This window comes from Pedococcus badiiscoriae (genome assembly GCF_013408925.1).
In the GTDB taxonomy this organism is placed as follows: Bacteria; Actinomycetota; Actinomycetes; order Actinomycetales; family Dermatophilaceae; genus Pedococcus; species Pedococcus badiiscoriae.
Genome location: NZ_JACCAB010000001.1, coordinates 2,719,329 through 2,735,424, shown reverse-complemented (window position 1 = coordinate 2,735,424; position 16,096 = coordinate 2,719,329). Strand labels below are relative to the sequence as shown.

Below are 16,096 nucleotides of genomic sequence, written 5' to 3'. Positions count from 1 at the left end.
CTGTGGGAGTTCCACCTGTGGACGACACTACCGAACACCTGTTCGAAATCCGGCATCCGACCCGCGACACGCCGCGACCTCGCGCAGGACATCGCGCAGGACCCCGGCCGACGTCGCACAGGACCGCTAGGACAGGAGCAGCTTCTCGAGACGGCGGGCCGTGCCCACGACCCCGATCCCGCCCAGCAGCACGAGGTAGACGACGTGCCCGAGCACGCCCCAGCCCACGTCCCCGAGCATCAGCGCGCGTTCGAGGGCGACCCCGTGGTACAGCGGCGTCGCCCGCACGACCCACTGGAGCGCCTCGGGATACGTCGACAACGGGAAGAACGTCGCGGAGAACAGGAACATCGGCTGGATGGCCAGGGTGACGTAGTCGAAGTGCACCCAGGACTTCATGAACGTCGTCGCGAACATCCCCAGCGCGGCGAAGGCGAACCCGATGAAGACCGCCGCGGGCAGCGCCAGCAGCGCCCACCACGACCCGACCGCGCCAGCGAGCAGTGCGACCACGAGGAAGGCGGCGGAGTACAGGCCGCCGCGGATCAGCGACCAGGAGATCTCACCGACCGCGACGTCACGCGGGCCCATCGGCGTCGCCAGCACCGCGTCGTAGAGCTTGGCGTAGCGGAGCTTGAAGAAGACGTTGAACGTCGAGTCGAACACGGCGCCGTTCATCGCCGACGCGGCCAGCAGGGCCGGCGCCACGAACTGGGGGTAGGACACGACCGCACCCGAGTCGGTCGTGACCGTCTTGACGAGCGCCCCGATGCCGATGCCGAGGGAGAACAGGTAGAACACCGGCTCGGCGAAGCCGGTCACGAGCGCGATCCAGCCATGGCGGAAGGAGACGACGTTGCGTTCGACGAGCATCCTGGCAAGTCCCGCCCCGGCCGGCATCGGCACCAGCCGGGCCAGCTGGGCGGACACCCGGCCGCGCGTGGAAGGGGGCGTGGAACGGGGCGCGGTCGTCGAGCTGCTCACGGGACCAGCCGCCTCGCGAAGGACCGCTCGGCGAGCCACCAGCCCACCGCGGCATACACCGCCAGCACGAGCAGGTGACCGAAGAACGGCAGCCAGGCCACGGAACCCGTGGCCACGGCGCGGCAGGCCTCGACCCCGTGCCACAGCGGGGTGACCCAGGCGATCGGCTGCATCCAGCCGGGCAGCTGCTCGATCGGGAAGAACGTCCCCGAGAAGAGCATGAGCGGCGTCACGATCCAGCGGAACAGGATGTTGAAGCCGTTGTCACCCTCCTGCTTGGCCGTGAACGCGAAGATCGGTGTGGTGAACGCCATCCCGGTGAGGATCGCGATCGGCAGGCAGAGGACCGCGGCCACCGACCTGAAGCCGCCGAACAGCGAGGCCACCGCCATGAAGATCGCCGTGGCGGTGGTCAGGTGCGCGGCCACCGCCAGGAAGTGGCCCCTCAGGACGTCGCGCACCGTCATCGGGGTCGCAAGCATGGCGTGGTAGCCCATGTTCCACTTGATGTAGCCGAGCACCTGGTAGGTCGACTCCCCCATCGCGACCCACATCGTCTGGGTGGCGACGATGGCCGGGACGACGAACTGCAGGTAGGGCAGACCGCCGACTCCCCCGACGCGGTTGTCCACGAGCGAGCCGAGTCCGATCCCCATCGCCAGCAGGAAGAAGAGCGGCGACAGGAACCGGCCGATGATGCTCCCGCGCCAGGTCCGTCGGTAGACCACCAGGAAGTAGGTGAAGACCGCCAGGGCCCGCTCACGCGCGGACAGCGGCGCGCGAGGGCCGTGTGCGGCCCGGCTTCGGCCCTCCCCACCGGAACCGCCCACGTCGGCGGCGGCGGACTGTGGGCCGGCGTGGGGCGAGGGCTGGAGCAAGGCCATCAGTCCACCAGGGTGCGGCCGGTGAGGTGCAGGAACACGTCCTCGAGCGTCGCCCGGCGCACCAGTGCGGACAGGGGCTCGATCCCGCGCGAGTGCACGACCGCCGCCGCGTGGTCACCGTCGTCGGCGTACACGAGGAGACGGTCGGGCAGCACCTCGACCCGCTCGCCGATGCCGACGACCCGCTCGGCGAAGTCCTTGTGGTCCTCGGCGTCGAACCGCAGCTCGAGGACCTCGCGGGTCGAGTACTCCTCGATGAGCGACCGAGGCGACCCCTCGGCGACGATCCGGCCATGGTCCATGACGACGAGCCGGTCGCAGAGCTGCTCGGCCTCGTCCATGTAGTGCGTGGTCAGCACCAGCGTCACACCCGACCGCTTGAGTCGGAAGAGCCTGTCCCACAACACATGTCGGGCCTGCGGGTCCAGACCCGTGGTGGGCTCGTCGAGCAACAGGATCTCGGGCGAGTTGATCAGGGACCTGGCGATCGTCAGTCGTCGCTTCATCCCTCCCGAGAGGGGCTCGACCTTGTCTCCGGCACGGTCGGTGAGCTGGGCGAAGTCGAGCAGCTCGGCGGCCCGCGACCGGACCTCCTTGCGCGAGAGGCCGAAGTAGCGACCGTAGATCCAGAGGTTCTCCTGGACCGTCAGCTCCTCGTCGAGGGTGTCGCGCTGCGGACAGTTGCCGAGGCGGGCACGGATGGCCGGGCCGTCCGTCGCCGGGTCGAGGCCGAACAGGCGCAGCTCGCCACTGGTCACCGGCGACACGCAGCCGACCATCCGCATGGTGCTCGACTTGCCCGCGCCGTTCGGCCCGAGGAAGCCGAAGCACTCCCCCTTGCGGACCGCGAAGTCGATCCCGTCCACCGCGGTGAAGTCTCCGAACGTCTTGGTCAGGCGCGTCGCGCTCAGGAGCACCGTCCCGGTGTCATCCGGAGCGGTGTCGTCGGCAGCGGTGGCGTCGGGCGAGGTCGTCTCGAGCGCGGTGTCATCGGGCACGGTCGACAACGCTATCGGCATCGACCGACGGGCCCTCACCCATTTTTCGAGGGACCGGGAATTCGGACGACCCGGTCAGAGAGCGGCGCGGAGCTCGGCCACCAGGGTGCGGGCCAGCTCGGCGGCCGGCAGCTGCCGCAACCGTTCGTGGCCGGTACCGGCCCACAGGTTGACGAGCTCGGCCTCCCCGGTGTCCCTTCCGTAGGCCCGCAGGGGAGCCGTGAGGTGGTGCACGTGCGGGTATGCCGCGGGGGCAGCCTCGGTGAACAGCTCGGTCCAGGTGGTGGTCAGGGCACGGGCGCTGCGCCCGGTGAACGCGCGGGTCACGGTGGTGCCCGTCCGGTGGGTCAGGGCGTGCCGGTGCACCGGCGCCGTCCCTGCCTCGGGGCAGTCGAGGAACGCGGTGCCGAGGGCGACGGCGCTCGCTCCCGCGCGCAGCACGGCAGCGGCGTCCGATCCCGTCATGACCCCACCGGCGGCCATCACCGGCAGCGAGGTGCGCCCAGCCACCTCGGCGACCAGCGGCTGCAGGGCGGACTGGGTGGTGCCGGTGTCGACGGGGCCGCCACGGTGACCTCCCGCCTCCCAGCCCTGGACGACGAGCCCGTCCACCCCCAGCTGCTGCGCCCACTCGACCTCGGTGGCTTCGTTGACCGTGACCCACACCGCGACTCCGGCCGACTGCAGTCGCGCGACCACCTCGGCCGGCGGCCACCCGAAGGCGAAGCTCACCACGGCCGGAGCCGAGTCCACGAGCAGGTCCACCTTCGCGTCGAAGGCGTCGTCGTCATAGTGCGGATGACCCAGCTCGATGCCCGCCGCCGCTGCCCACGGTGCCAGCAGCTCGGCATACGCGAGGCTCTCCTGCTGCATGGACGGGCTGTCCGGCGACGGCGCGAAGATGTTGACGCCGAAGGGCCTCCGCGTGGCTTCTCGCAGCGCGCCGATGTCGTCGCGCAGGCGCTCCGGGGTGAGGTAGGCGCCGCCGAGGAAGGGGAAGACTCCGCCGTCGGCAGCTGCTGCGGCGAGGGCGACGGTCGACGGGCCACCGGCCATCGGTGCCAGGACCAATGGGCTGGAGGACCAGTCGACGGAGGTCATCTCGCTGGTTTCCGGTCGATGCCAAGGCGACGGGACTCCGGCACGTCCATGGCGTCACAGAGGGCCAGCCAGACCCGTCGGGGGCTCTCCCCCGCCTCGAGCGCCTGGACCACGGTGCGCTCACCGAGGACCCCCAGGACCAGGTGCTGAGCGAGCGAGGTGGCGTAGCCCTCCCCGAACTCGTCGTTCATCAACACCCAGAAATGGCTCAGCCGCACGCAGTGAGTGTAGGCGGCACAGCTGTCGGTGTGAGGTGAGAGGCTGTCACTCTCATGGCAGCGGACGTCCTCGACCGGTTCTCCCCCGCCACCGCCGAGTGGTTCAGGGGCTCGTTCAGCGCGCCCACCGCGGCGCAGGCGGGCGCGTGGGAGGCCATCAGCTCGGGCCACCATGCCCTCGTCGTCGCACCGACCGGATCGGGCAAGACCCTGTCGGCGTTCCTGTGGGCGCTCGACCGGCTCGCGGCCTCCCCGCCTCCCGCCGACAAGATCAAGCGCTGCCGGGTGCTCTACGTCTCCCCGATGAAAGCCCTGGCCGTCGACGTCGAGCGGAACCTGCGCTCGCCGCTGGTCGGTATCGGCCACGCGGCCACCCGGCTCGGGCTGACACCCCCGGACGTCACCGTGTCGGTGCGCTCGGGCGACACCCCGGCCGCCGAGCGACGCGCCTTCGCCCGCACGCCCACCGACGTCCTCATCACGACCCCCGAGTCGCTCTTCCTCATCCTCACGTCGCAGGCTCGAGAGGCGCTGGCCGGTGTCGAGACGGTCATCCTCGACGAGGTCCACGCCGTGGCCGGCACCAAGCGCGGCGCCCACCTCGCGCTGTCCCTGGAACGCCTCGACGCCCTGCTCGACGCGCCGGCGCAGCGCATCGGACTCTCGGCGACCGTGGAGCCCGTCGCCGAGGTGGCCCGGTACCTCGCGGGCGGCCGGCCGGTGGAGATCGTCCGACCGCCGTCGACCAAGGAGTGGGATCTCGAGGTCGTCGTGCCGATCCCGGACATGTCGGCCCTCGGAGAGGTCATCGAGGAGGACCTCTCCGGCCCGGCGTCGGGAGCGGAGCGCCGCGCCTCGATCTGGCCCCACGTCGAGGAGCGCATCGTCGACCTCGTCGCCTCGCACCGGTCGACCCTGGTCTTCGCCAACTCCCGACGCCTTGCCGAGCGACTCACGGCACGGCTCAACGAGATCTGGGACGAGCGCCTCGAGACCATGCGCGAGGTCCGCGGCGACGGCCCGCCCGAGCCGCCCGAGCCCGCTCCACGGCATCCCGCCAGCCGCACGCCCGCGCAGCTGATGGCCCAGTCGGGGGCCTCGTCCGGCGCTCCTCCGGTGCTGGCTCGCGCCCACCACGGCTCGGTGAGCAAGGAGCACCGCCAGCTCATCGAGGAGGACCTCAAGGCGGGCCGGCTGCCGGCCGTGGTCGCCACCAGCTCCCTCGAGCTCGGCATCGACATGGGGGCCGTCGACCTCGTCATCCAGGTCGAGTCACCGCCCTCGGTGGCGTCGGGGCTCCAGCGGGTCGGCCGCGCCGGGCACCAGGTCGGGGCGGTGTCACGGGGCGTGTTGTTCCCCAAGTTCCGCGGCGACCTGGTGCAGACCGCGGTGGTCGTCGAGCGCATGCGGGCGGGCGCGATCGAGTCGTTGCGCGTCCCGGCCAACCCGGTCGACGTGCTCGCCCAGCAGATCGTCGCCATGTGCGCCCTCGACGAGTGGACGGTCGACGACCTCGAGTCCGTGGTCCGCAAGGCCACTCCCTTCGCCTCGCTGCCGCGGTCGATCCTCGAGTCGGTGCTCGACATGCTGTCGGGGCGGTACCCGAGTGACGAGTTCGCCGAGCTCCGGCCCCGCATCGTGTGGGACCGCGTCACCGGGGTGCTGACCGGGCGACCGGGGGCCCAGCGCCTTGCCGTCACCTCCGGCGGCACCATCCCCGACCGTGGGCTGTATGCCGTGTTCCTCGCCTCCAGCGAGGGCGCCGGACGGCGGGTCGGCGAGCTGGACGAGGAGATGGTCTACGAGTCCCGGGTCGGCGACGTGTTCACCCTGGGCACCTCCACGTGGCGGATCGAGGACATCACCCACGACCAGGTCCTCGTCACTCCGGCACCGGGTCTTCCCGGGCGACTGCCGTTCTGGAAGGGCGACCAGCAGGGCCGGCCCGCCGAGCTGGGTCGAGCGGTCGGCGCCTTCGTCCGCGAGGTGGTCGGGCTCTCCCCCGCCCGGGCACGCGACCGGGTGACGGCCGCCGGTCTCGACGAGTGGGCGGCGGACAACCTGCTCGGCTACCTCGCCGAGCAGCAGGAAGCCACCCGCCACGTCCCTGACGACCGGACGATCGTGGTCGAGCGGTTCCGGGACGAGATCGGCGACTGGCGCGTGGCGGTCCACTCACCGTTCGGAGGCCAGGTGCACGCGCCCTGGGCCCTGTGCGTGTCGGCCCGGATGCGCGAGCGCTACGGCGTCGACGTCCAGGCGATGCACGGCGACGACGGGATCGTGTTCCGGCTGCCCGACCTCGAGTTCGAGGACGAGGGCGCCGGGACCCGAGGGGTGGGGGCCGAGTTGCTCGAGCTGGTGCGCCTCGAGGCCGACGACGTGCACGACCTCGTCACCTCCGAGATCGGCGGGTCGGCGCTGTTCGCCGCCCGGTTCCGGGAGTGCGCGTCACGTGCGCTGCTCTTGCCCCGTCGGCGCCCCGACCGTCGCCAACCCCTGTGGCAGCAACGGCAGCGCGCCGCGCAGCTGCTCGAGGTCGCCAGCCAGTACGCGTCGTTCCCGATCGTCCTGGAGACGGTCCGCGAGTGCGTGCAGGACGTGTTCGACGTGCCCGGCCTCACTTCCCTGATGCGCTCGATCGAGGCTCGTGAGGTCACGCTCGTCGACGTCGAGTCGGCTCAGCCGTCGCCCTTCGCGCGGTCACTGATGTTCGGCTACGTCGCCCAGTTCCTCTACGAGGGCGACTCGCCGCTGGCCGAGAAGCGTGCCGCCGCCCTCGCGCTCGACCCCACGTTGCTGGCCGAGCTGCTGGGCCGGGGCGAGGGGCTGTCGCTGCGTGACCTGCTCGACCCGGCCCAGGTCACCCGCACCGAGTCCGAGCTGCAGCGCCTGGTCCCCGAACGCGCCTGCCGCGACGCCGAGGACGTGGCAGACCTGCTCCGCGTGCTGGGACCGCTGCCCCTCGACGAGATCGTCCGCAGGTCACAGGACTCGTTGGCGCGCAACGAGATCGGCGCCTGGCTCGTCGACCTCGAGGGGGCGCGCAGGCTGATCCGCGTGCGCATCGCCGGCCAGGAGCGCTGGGCCGCCATCGAGGACGCGGGTCGCCTTCGTGACGCCTTGGGCAGCTCGTTGCCGGTCGGCATTCCGCAGACGTTCCTCGAGTCGGTCCCGGATCCGCTCGGTGACCTGGTGCGCCGCTACGCCCGCACCCACGGCCCCTTCCCCGCCGCGGCCGTGGCCGCCTGGTGGGGCGTCGGTCCCGCCATCGCCCTGGACGCCCTGCGACGGCTGGTCTCCTCCGGTCGGGTCGTGGAGGGTGAGCTGCTCCCCACCGAGAACGGCGGGGGGCTGCACGGCCTCGACTACTGCGACGCCGAGGTGCTGCGCCTGCTGCGACGTCGCTCCCTGGCCGCCCTGCGCGCCGAGGTCGAGCCCGTCCCGGCCGTCGAGCTGGCCAGGTTCCTCCCGCAGTGGCAGTCGGTGGGTGGGGGCCTGCGCGGACGCGAGGGACTCGTCCGCGCCGTCGAGCAGCTGGCGGGGGCGGTCCTGCCTGCGAGTGCCGTCGAGAGCCTCGTGCTGCCGAGCCGCATCGTCGACTACTCGCCCGCGCTGCTCGACGACCTGACCAGCAGCGGCGAGGTCCTGTGGCGCGGCCACGGATCCCTGCCCGGCGACGATGGCTGGGTGTCGCTGCACCTGGCGGACACGGCCCACCTCACCCTGGCTCTCCCCGCTGATCGGGGGCTGAGCGAGGGTGAGCAGGCGATCGTCGACGCCCTGGCGGGGGGCGGCGCCTACTTCTTCCGCACCCTCGCCGATGCCCTGGGCAGCACCGACGACGAGTCCCTCCTGGCCGACCTGTGGGCGCTCGCCTGGGACGGCAGGGTCACCAACGACACGCTCACCCCCCTGCGGGCCCTTCTCGCCGGCGGCCGCACCAGCCACAAACGCGGCCGTTCCGGTCCCCGCACCACCAGGTATGCCGGTCGGCGCGGCTCGCTGGGCACCCTCTCGGGCCAGCGGGGGTTGGGTCGGCCGACCGTGCCGACCCGCAGTGGTCCGCCCTCGGGAGCCGGACGGTGGTCGCTGCTGCCCGAGGTCGAGCTGGACGCGACCGTGCGCGCCTACGCGACCGCCGAGGTGCTCCTCGACCGCTACGGCGTTGTCACGCGTGGCTCGGTGGTCGCCGAGGACGTCCCGGGCGGGTTCGCCGGCGTCTACCGGGTGTTGGCCGCTGCCGAGGAGTCGGGCCGGGTCCGCCGCGGCTACTTCGTCGAGTCGCTGGGCGCCTCGCAGTTCTCCACGACGGGCTCGGTCGACCGGCTCCGCGCGGGCGCCCGGGCGGTGGGCGACGAGGCCGACCGAGCCGTTCCCGCCATGGTGCTGGCAGCCACCGACCCGGCCAACGCCTATGGGGCGGCCCTGCCCTGGCCGGACCGGGCCACCGAGCCGGATGACGGGGCCGATGGAAGCTCGCCCGGGGCGAAGTCCGCGGGCGGCAAGCGTGGCCACCAGCCGGCCCGCAAGGCAGGCGCCCTGGTGGTCCTGGTCGACGGTGAGCTCGTCCTCTACGTCGAGCGCGGTGGCAAGACGCTGTTGTCCTGGACCGACGACGAGCAGGCGCTGCAAGGCGCTGCCGATGCCCTCGCCCTGGCCGTCCGCGAAGGTGCGCTCGGCCGGCTCACCGTCGAGAAGGCTGACGGCGGAGCCGTGCTGGGGTCAGCCCACCCGCTCGCCTCGGCGTTGGCCAAGGCGGGCTTCCACGCCACCCCGCGCGGACTGCGGCTGCGACGATGAGCGCGTCGACGGCGCCCGACCGGATCCGCCGTGCCTGAGGGCGACACCGTCTGGCGCACCGCCCGACGACTCGACCAGGCCCTCGCAGGCGCCGTGGTCGTCCTGAGCGACCTCCGCTTCCCCTCGGTGGCCACCACGGACCTGCGGGGGTCGACCACGGTCGAGGTCGTGAGCCGCGGCAAGCACCTGCTCCATCGCTTCGACAACGGCCTGACCCTGCACTCGCACCTGCGCATGGAGGGTCAGTGGCGGGTCGCGGCACCAGGTGACACGGCGGGCTGGCTGCGCCGCGACGACCTGCGCGCCGCGGTGGGGACGGACTCCTGGACGGCACTGGGGCTGCGCCTCGGGATGCTCGACCTCGTCCCCACTGCCGAGGAGGCTTCCGTGGTGGGCCACCTCGGACCGGACCTGCTCGGGAGGGACTGGGATCGCACCACAGCGCTGGCCAACCTGCGCAGCTCGGACACCACGATCGGGGCCGCGTTGCTCGACCAGCGCAACCTCGCGGGGCTCGGGACCCTGTGGGCCAGTGAGGCGCTGTTCCTCTCCCGGCTCGGACCCTGGACCCACGTCACCGAGCTCGCGGACCCGGCGCTCGAGGGTCTCGTGACCCGGGCGCAGCAGCTGCTCGACCAGGCCCGACACCATGCCATCCAGGCCAGCACGGGTACCCGTCGCCACGGCGAGGAGTCGTACGTCCACGGACGCTCGGGTCGGCCCTGCCGTCGCTGCGGAACCACTGTCCGCGTGGCGATGATCGGCCCCGCTATGCGCGAGCGCACGATGTTCTACTGCCCGGGCTGCCAGGGCGGCCTGGGACCGAGCGACGACGGTCGCCCGCAACGTCCGCTCGGCGCCAGCGCGGGGCGCGGGAGCAAGGGGACGGCGCGAAGCACGGGCCAGCGTCGAGGCTGAGCTGACGCGCGTCAGGCGGAGGCGCTAAAGGCCTTCAGGAGGTCAGGCCGCGGAGGCGGAGACCAGGCCAGTCGCCGGAAGCGGCAGCGACACCGGCACCGTGAGCGCCTCGGTCTCGGCGACACGCTCGGACACCTGCCCGAGCACCTGCGACAGTGGCAGCCGCAGAGCCCCACAGATCGATGCGAGCAGTTCGGAGGAGGCCTCCTTCTCACCGCGCTCCACCTCACTGAGGTAGCCGAGCGACACCGAGGCGGCGGCCGAAACCTCGCGCAGGGTGCGTCCTTGCGACTGGCGCTGCTCACGGAGCACGTCACCAAGTTCACGACGAAGCAGAATCATGACGCCTCCTCACTGCTCGATAGCCGGTAGCCGAAGCACCCACGGTACCCCGCGCGCCTGACGCCGCGCGCGCAGGAGCGCAGAACACGCGGTACGACGTGGTCAACGGTTCACAGCGTGAGAATCTTCCGCACCCCTCAGCAGCTCGAGCACCAGGGCCAGCGCGTGCTCCACGGTCTGACATCGGATCGACGCGCGGTCCCCGGACAGCGCCAGCTCGCGCACGGCCACCTGTCCGTCGAACGCCGCCGCCACGAACACCGTCCCGACTGGGTGGCCATCCTGCGGATCCGGGCCGGCCACCCCGGTGGTGGCGACGCCGAGGTCGGACCCCACCACCCGGCATACCCCGGTCGCCATCTGTCGTGCCACCTCGGCCTGGACCGCGCCCCCGGCTGCGAGCAGGTCGGCGTCGACGTCGAGCACGCGCGCCTTGAGCTCCGTCGCGTAGGCCACCACGGCACCCCGCACCACGGCGGACGCGCCCGGCACCGCGGTCAGCTCGGCGCAGACCAGGCCGCCGGTGAGGGACTCGGCCGTGGCGATGCTGTGCCCCCCCGAGACCAGGGCAGCGACCACCTCGCCTGCCGTGCTCATCCTTGGCGGGCGGCCCGGCGGGCGCGCTTCATCGCGGATCGCTCGCTGGTCTGCCGCATGCGCAACGCCTTGATCACGATGTCGAGGCCGGTCACGACGGTGACGACGACCGCGAGCCCGAGGACGCCATCGGCGACCCGGGTCCAGGCTCCCGCTCCAGCGAAGGAGCCCAACGGCAGCGTGAACATCAGCAGGCCGAAGAACTGCAGCGCCGTCTTGACCTTGCCGCCACGACCGGCGGGCATGACCCCGTGGCGGATGACGAAGAACCGCAGCACCGTCACCCCCCACTCGCGCACGAGCACGACGACGGTGACCCACCAGGGCAGCTCGCCGAGGACCGACAACCCCACGAACGCCATGCCCATCAGGGTCTTGTCCGCGATCGGGTCGGCGATCTTGCCGAAGTTGGTGACCAGGCCACGCTTCCGGGCGAGGTCGCCATCCACGCGGTCGGTGAGCGTCGCGAAGACGAAGACAGCGGCAGCCGTCCACCGCATTGCGGATCGTTCCCCGCCGTCGAACAGCAGCAGCCAGCCGTAGACCGGCACGAGCAGGATCCGGGTGACCGTGAGGGCGTTCGCGATGTTCCACGAGCTCGGCGGCGGGACGGCCACCGGTGTCGCGGCCGGGTCGGGCGCCGGAGCGGACTCGCTCAGCATCGCGCGGCCAGCAGGTCGATCCCCTCGGTCCCAGTCACGACGGCCCGCACGATGTCGCCGACCGCGACGTCGGGGAACTCGCCGGGGTCGAGCATGGTCACGCCATCGACGTCCGGCCCCTGGTGGGCCGCGCGGCCCACGACCGAGGTCTCCTCGTCCTCGTCGTCCCCCGCGGGGACGGACTCGACGAGCACGTCGACGACCTCACCGATGCGCTCCTCGGCACGCTGGAGGTTCAGCTCCTCGATGAGGGCGGAGAAGCGCGAGACCCGCTGCGCCACGACGTCGTCCGAGAGCTTGTCGCCGTAGGTCTCGGCCTCGGTGCCGTCCTCGTCCGAGTAGCCGAACACGCCGACGACGTCGAGCCTGGCGGCCACGAGGAACGCCTCGAGCTCGAGGAGGTCGTCCTCGGTCTCACCGGGGAACCCCACGATGACGTTGCTGCGGATGCCGGCCTGCGGCACCCGGGCACGCACCTCGTCCAGGAGCCCGAGGAACGCCTCGCGACCACCGAACCGCCGCATCGAGCGCAGCAGGGGGGCCGACGCGTGCTGGAACGAGATGTCGAAGTAGGGCACGACGCCGGGCACGGTGGCCATCGCGTCGAGGAGAGCGGGGCGGATCTCGGCGGGCTGAAGGTAGCTCACCCGCACCCGTTCGATCCCTGGGACCGCCGCAAGGTCGGGCAAGAGCTTCTCGAGCAGGCCGATGTCCCCGAGGTCCTTGCCGTAGGACGTCGAGTTCTCGCTGACCAGGAACAGCTCCTTGACGCCGCGCTCCCCCAGCCACCGCGCCTCCGCCACGATGTCGTGCGGACGCCGCGACACGAAGGCCCCTCGGAACATCGGGATGGCGCAGAAGGCACACCGTCGGTCGCAGCCGCTGGCGATCTTCAGGGGGGCCCAGGGGCGACCGTCGAGGCGGGCCCGGATGACCCGCGGCCCGGATGCCGGGAAGGGACCATCCGGGGCTTCGCCATGGCCCGGCAGCGCGACGCCCGCCGAGCCTTCCTGCCGCTGGACCGGTGACAACGGCAGCAGCCGGCGCCGGTCGGAGGGAGTGTGCGAGGCGGGAGCGTGCCCGTCGAGGATGGCGCGCAGGTGGGCCGACATGTCGACGTAGGAGTCGAAACCCAGGACCGCGTCGGCCTCGGGCAGCTCGTCGGCCAGCTGCTGGCCGTACCGCTCGGCGAGGCAGCCCACCGCCACGACCTTCTGGGTCTTCGACTGCCCCTTGCGGGCCGAGGCCTCGAGCAGCACGTCGATCGAGTCCTTCTTGGCCTGCTCGACGAACCCGCAGGTATTGACCACCGCCACATCGGCGTCGTCGGCGTCGTCGACGAGCAACCAGCCCTCAGCGGCCAGCCGCCCCGCCAGCTCCTCGGAGTCGACTTCGTTGCGGGTGCAGCCCAGGGTGACCAGGGCGACGCTGCGCTGAGCCGTCGGAGCGCCCTGTGCCGTCGAAACCATGCCCCCACTCTAGAGGTGGGTAGCGTGGCGCCATGACCGCGACAGTCGATGCGACCCCCGCCCGGATCAGCGCGCTGCTCCAGCGCCACCCCGTCGTCGACGGGCACAACGACCTCCTGTGGGAGGCGCGCGCTCGGGTGGGCTACGACTTCGCCCGGCTCGACCTCGAGGCGGGTGGCACCCCGACCCACACCGACCTGCCGCGCCTCGCGCAGGGCGGCGTCGGCGGTCAGTTCTGGTCCGTCTTCGTGCCCGCATCGATGAGCGGGGACGACGCCGTGAGCGCGACGCTGGAGCAGATCGACGCGGGTCACCAGATGGTGGCCAGGTATGCCGACCGGCTGGCTTTCGCGCGCACCTCGGACGAGGTGGCCCGTGCATGGGAGTCGGGACGGATCGCGTCCCTGCTGGGCGCCGAGGGCGGTCACTCGATCAACAACTCGCTGGCGACCCTGCGGATGCTGCACGTCCTCGGGGTGCGCTACCTGACCCTGACGCACAACAGCAACGTGGACTGGGCGGACTCGGCCACCGACGTGCCCGTCCACCAGGGGCTGTCTGCGTTCGGCGTCGAGGTCGTGCGGGAGATGAACCGGATCGGCATGCTCGTCGACCTCAGCCACGTCTCGGCCGACACGATGCGCGACGCCCTGCGTGTGGCGCAGGCGCCGGCCATCTTCAGCCACAGCTCGGCGCAGGCGGTCTGCGACAGTCCCCGCAACGTCCCGGACGACGTCCTGGAGTCGCTGCGCGACAACAACGGTGTCTGCATGGTGACGTTCGTGCCGACGTTCGTGAACGCCGAGGCGGCGGCCTGGCGCCTGGAGCTGAATGCCGTTGCGGCAGAACAGGGAATCACGCCGACCGACGCGGACGCATACACGGCGTTCTACGACGAGTACTGCCTCACCCGACCCACCCCCAAGGCGACGCTGGACGACGTCGTCCGCCACGTCGAGCACGTGCGCGACGTGGCGGGGGTCGACCACGTCGGACTGGGCGGCGACTACGACGGTGTGGCGGCCCTCCCCGCAGGGCTCGAAGACGTCACCGGGTACCCCCGGCTGCTCGGCGCCCTGGCCGACCGTGGCTGGTCCGACGACGACCTCGGCAAGCTCACCAGTGGCAACATCCTTCGGGTGATGCGGGAGGCCGAGGCGGCGGCGAGGGCGCTGCAGGAGCAGCGCGGTCCGAGCCTGGCCACCATCCGCGACCTCGACGCAGAGCCGCCGGCTCCTGGCTAGGTGCGCCAGCGCGTGATGGTCAGGCCCACGACGCGGGCGATGATCAGCGCCACGTACATCACGCCGGCGACCTGCTCGATGATCACGACCGAGCGCGCGAGCGGCAGGACCGCGGTCACATCGGACAGCCCGACGCTGGTCAGGTTGGCGAAGGACAGGTAGAGCAACTCGAGGAAGGTGCGGTGGCCCTCCCCCTGGAACGCCGTGAACGAACCGGGCTCAACTACCTGGACGGCACTGAACAGATGGGCGAACATCCACGAGACGACCGTGAAGTTCGCGCCCACGGCGAAGATCTCGTCGCGGGTCACCCAGGAGTCGTCGAAGAGGTAACGGATCAGGCCGTACCCGGTGTAGCCGTAGAACACTGCGTGCAGGATCCCCGACCAGAACACCACCGCCTGGTTCGTCGGGGCCAGGCCCTCCGCGACGGTCAGCGCCACGACCGGGACGCCGATCACCACCGCGACCCAGGTCAGGGCCGGGGTGGCGCGCACGGCATACACCGCGATCGACAGCACCAGCACGCCGAACACCCCGATGACGGTCCGCCCGATCGGGGTGTCCCCGGCGAAGGGGTACGCCAGCACCTCCAGCAGCTGGGCCGCGAGGAGCACCCCACTCGGATGTCCCTTGACGGCTGCGAGCCAATCACGCATGGCGACACCCTAGGTGGGCGTGTCACCTCTGTGCTGGCGGCTGTCAGCGCGTGGTCTCCTCGACCAGCAGGATGCGGTTGCCGTCGGGGTCGCGGAAGTACGCCATCGCCGGCACGGGACCCTCGCCGCCCATCAGGTCCTCGAACTTGATGCCGCGCGAGCTGAACTCGGCCATCGCCTCCTCGAGGTTGGGCGTGTCGAAGCCGAACGGCGCATTGCCACCAGGCTGTGGGGCCTCCTCGCCCATCGGCGGCACGAGGGCGATCACGGTGTACGCACCGGCTGGAGCCACCTCGACCCAGCGGAATCCCTCGCCGAACTCGGTGTCAGTGCGGACCTCGAAGCCGAGCAGGTCGCGGTAGAACGCGAGCGAACGGTCCTGGTCGCTCACCGGGAGGTACACGGTGCCCACGCCGGGGATGTGCTGGACGGTTGGGGTGGCGGTCATGCGGATGCTCCCTCCGAGTCGAAGTGACCACAGTAGCCGTCGCGACGGCAGCGGTACGGGTCCTCAGGGTGTGGTCCGGTGCGACTTCCAGTCCCCGACCCGACCCAGGCGTCGACGCTGCTGACTGGCAGCGCCGCGGTCGAGGGCGTGGTCGCGGTGGTCGAGCTGGTCACTGACACGAGCCCGGTGGTCGACGGGGTTGGCGTCGTCGTACTTGAACTTCGCGTCGACAGCGAGGATCTGCAGACGGACGCCGCGGATGCCGGGCAGCAGGCGTCCGTAGGGCGGCGCGTCGACGGCCACGGGGGCGTGTCCACCCTCAGGCTGGAGATCGGCGAGCTGGCTCTCGAGGATGCTCACCTTGCCGGCAGGGTCGTCGACGACGATGGGGCGACAGACGAACTGCACCGAGGCGTAGTAGCTGGTCGGCACCCCGTCTTCGTCAGGCCCGCCAGCCTTGGCACGCCAGTGGCCGGGGATGAAGGCGTAGTCCCCGACGACGGCCAGACGCACCTGCGTCGCTGCCTCGAGGTGCGGCCAGACCGGGTTGGGCCGGGCCAGGTGCAGCAGGAGCTCGCCCTCGCCGATGGTGAAGTGGGTGGGCAGCACCAAGGGCGCTGACGCGGGGTCCACGTTGTTGACGGCCAAGACACCGAAACGGTCCGTCCCGGCCAGCCAGTCGCGCCACTCCGCCGCGTCCAACGCGGCGTCCCAGGGGTGGATCAGCATCTCAGAGTCCTTTGCAGTGAGCGACACACAGCGACACACC

General features: G+C 71.5%; 15 protein-coding genes. 3 read left to right on the top strand and 12 right to left on the bottom strand.

All coding sequences use genetic code 11. The features are described from left to right. Positions 1–126 precede the first annotated feature (126 nt). From BJ986_RS12885 to BJ986_RS16455, 5 genes are all read right to left on the bottom strand, one after another. On the bottom strand, positions 127–984 hold the full coding sequence (locus BJ986_RS12885; protein ID WP_337795263.1) for an ABC transporter permease: 858 nt from the start codon (positions 982–984) through the stop codon (positions 127–129). Further along, positions 981–1,868 (bottom strand): ABC transporter permease, encoded by an 888-nt coding sequence (locus tag BJ986_RS12880; protein WP_179422340.1) that lies wholly within the window; start codon positions 1,866–1,868, stop codon positions 981–983. The genes BJ986_RS12885 and BJ986_RS12880 overlap by 4 nt, the downstream gene beginning before the upstream one ends. Further along, positions 1,868–2,866, bottom strand: a complete 999-nt coding sequence (locus BJ986_RS12875) for an ABC transporter ATP-binding protein (RefSeq protein ID WP_420372046.1) — start codon at positions 2,864–2,866, stop codon at positions 1,868–1,870. The genes BJ986_RS12880 and BJ986_RS12875 overlap by 1 nt, the downstream gene beginning before the upstream one ends. A gap of 75 nt (positions 2,867–2,941) precedes the next feature. After that, on the bottom strand, positions 2,942–3,967 hold the full coding sequence (locus tag BJ986_RS12870; protein WP_179422338.1) for a nitronate monooxygenase: 1,026 nt from the start codon (positions 3,965–3,967) through the stop codon (positions 2,942–2,944). Next, positions 3,964–4,185, bottom strand: a complete 222-nt coding sequence (locus tag BJ986_RS16455) for a DUF3046 domain-containing protein (protein WP_179422337.1) — start codon at positions 4,183–4,185, stop codon at positions 3,964–3,966. The genes BJ986_RS12870 and BJ986_RS16455 overlap by 4 nt, the downstream gene beginning before the upstream one ends. A gap of 54 nt (positions 4,186–4,239) precedes the next feature. Here BJ986_RS16455 and BJ986_RS12860 point away from each other — a divergent pair, with 54 nt between their 5' ends. Next, positions 4,240–8,988, top strand: coding sequence for an ATP-dependent helicase (locus tag BJ986_RS12860; protein ID WP_179422336.1), 4,749 nt, complete (start codon positions 4,240–4,242; stop codon positions 8,986–8,988). A 30-nt stretch (positions 8,989–9,018) separates the two neighbouring features. After that, a complete protein-coding gene (locus tag BJ986_RS12855) occupies positions 9,019–9,906 on the top strand; it encodes a DNA-formamidopyrimidine glycosylase family protein (protein WP_179422335.1) in 888 nt (295 codons plus the stop codon). 42 nt (positions 9,907–9,948) lie between these two features. On the opposite strand, the gene BJ986_RS12850 is transcribed toward BJ986_RS12855, so the two are convergent. From BJ986_RS12850 to rimO, 4 genes are all read right to left on the bottom strand, one after another. Next, positions 9,949–10,248, bottom strand: coding sequence for a helix-turn-helix domain-containing protein (locus tag BJ986_RS12850; RefSeq protein ID WP_179422334.1), 300 nt, complete (start codon positions 10,246–10,248; stop codon positions 9,949–9,951). Positions 10,249–10,350: 102 nt separating this feature from the next. Beyond that, the gene (locus BJ986_RS12845) at positions 10,351–10,845 is read right to left on the bottom strand and encodes a CinA family protein (RefSeq protein ID WP_179422333.1); all 495 of its coding nucleotides are present in this window, start codon (positions 10,843–10,845) and stop codon (positions 10,351–10,353) included. Then, a complete protein-coding gene (locus BJ986_RS12840; protein ID WP_179422332.1) occupies positions 10,842–11,507 on the bottom strand; it encodes a CDP-alcohol phosphatidyltransferase family protein in 666 nt (221 codons plus the stop codon). The genes BJ986_RS12845 and BJ986_RS12840 overlap by 4 nt, the downstream gene beginning before the upstream one ends. Then, the gene (rimO, locus tag BJ986_RS12835) at positions 11,501–12,976 is read right to left on the bottom strand and encodes a 30S ribosomal protein S12 methylthiotransferase RimO (RefSeq protein ID WP_179422331.1); all 1,476 of its coding nucleotides are present in this window, start codon (positions 12,974–12,976) and stop codon (positions 11,501–11,503) included. Before rimO ends, BJ986_RS12840 begins: the two co-directional genes overlap by 7 nt. A gap of 32 nt (positions 12,977–13,008) precedes the next feature. On the opposite strand from rimO, the gene BJ986_RS12830 reads away from it, so the two are divergent. Continuing rightward, positions 13,009–14,220 (top strand): dipeptidase, encoded by a 1,212-nt coding sequence (locus BJ986_RS12830; RefSeq protein ID WP_179422330.1) that lies wholly within the window; start codon positions 13,009–13,011, stop codon positions 14,218–14,220. Here the strand turns inward: BJ986_RS12830 and BJ986_RS12825 are convergent. The 3 genes from BJ986_RS12825 to BJ986_RS12815 all read right to left on the bottom strand — a co-directional run bounded on the left by BJ986_RS12825 (position 14,217) and on the right by BJ986_RS12815 (position 16,056). Further along, the gene (locus tag BJ986_RS12825; RefSeq protein ID WP_179422329.1) at positions 14,217–14,879 is read right to left on the bottom strand and encodes an ion channel; all 663 of its coding nucleotides are present in this window, start codon (positions 14,877–14,879) and stop codon (positions 14,217–14,219) included. The genes BJ986_RS12830 and BJ986_RS12825 overlap by 4 nt on opposite strands. Before the next feature lie 43 nt (positions 14,880–14,922). After that, entirely contained in the window at positions 14,923–15,327 is a 405-nt protein-coding gene (locus tag BJ986_RS12820; RefSeq protein ID WP_179422328.1) for a VOC family protein, read from the bottom strand. Between the two features lie 63 nt (positions 15,328–15,390). Further along, complete coding sequence (locus BJ986_RS12815; protein ID WP_179422327.1) at positions 15,391–16,056, bottom strand: FMN-binding negative transcriptional regulator; 666 nt, start codon at positions 16,054–16,056, stop codon at positions 15,391–15,393. Between the last annotated feature and the right edge of the window lie 40 nt (positions 16,057–16,096).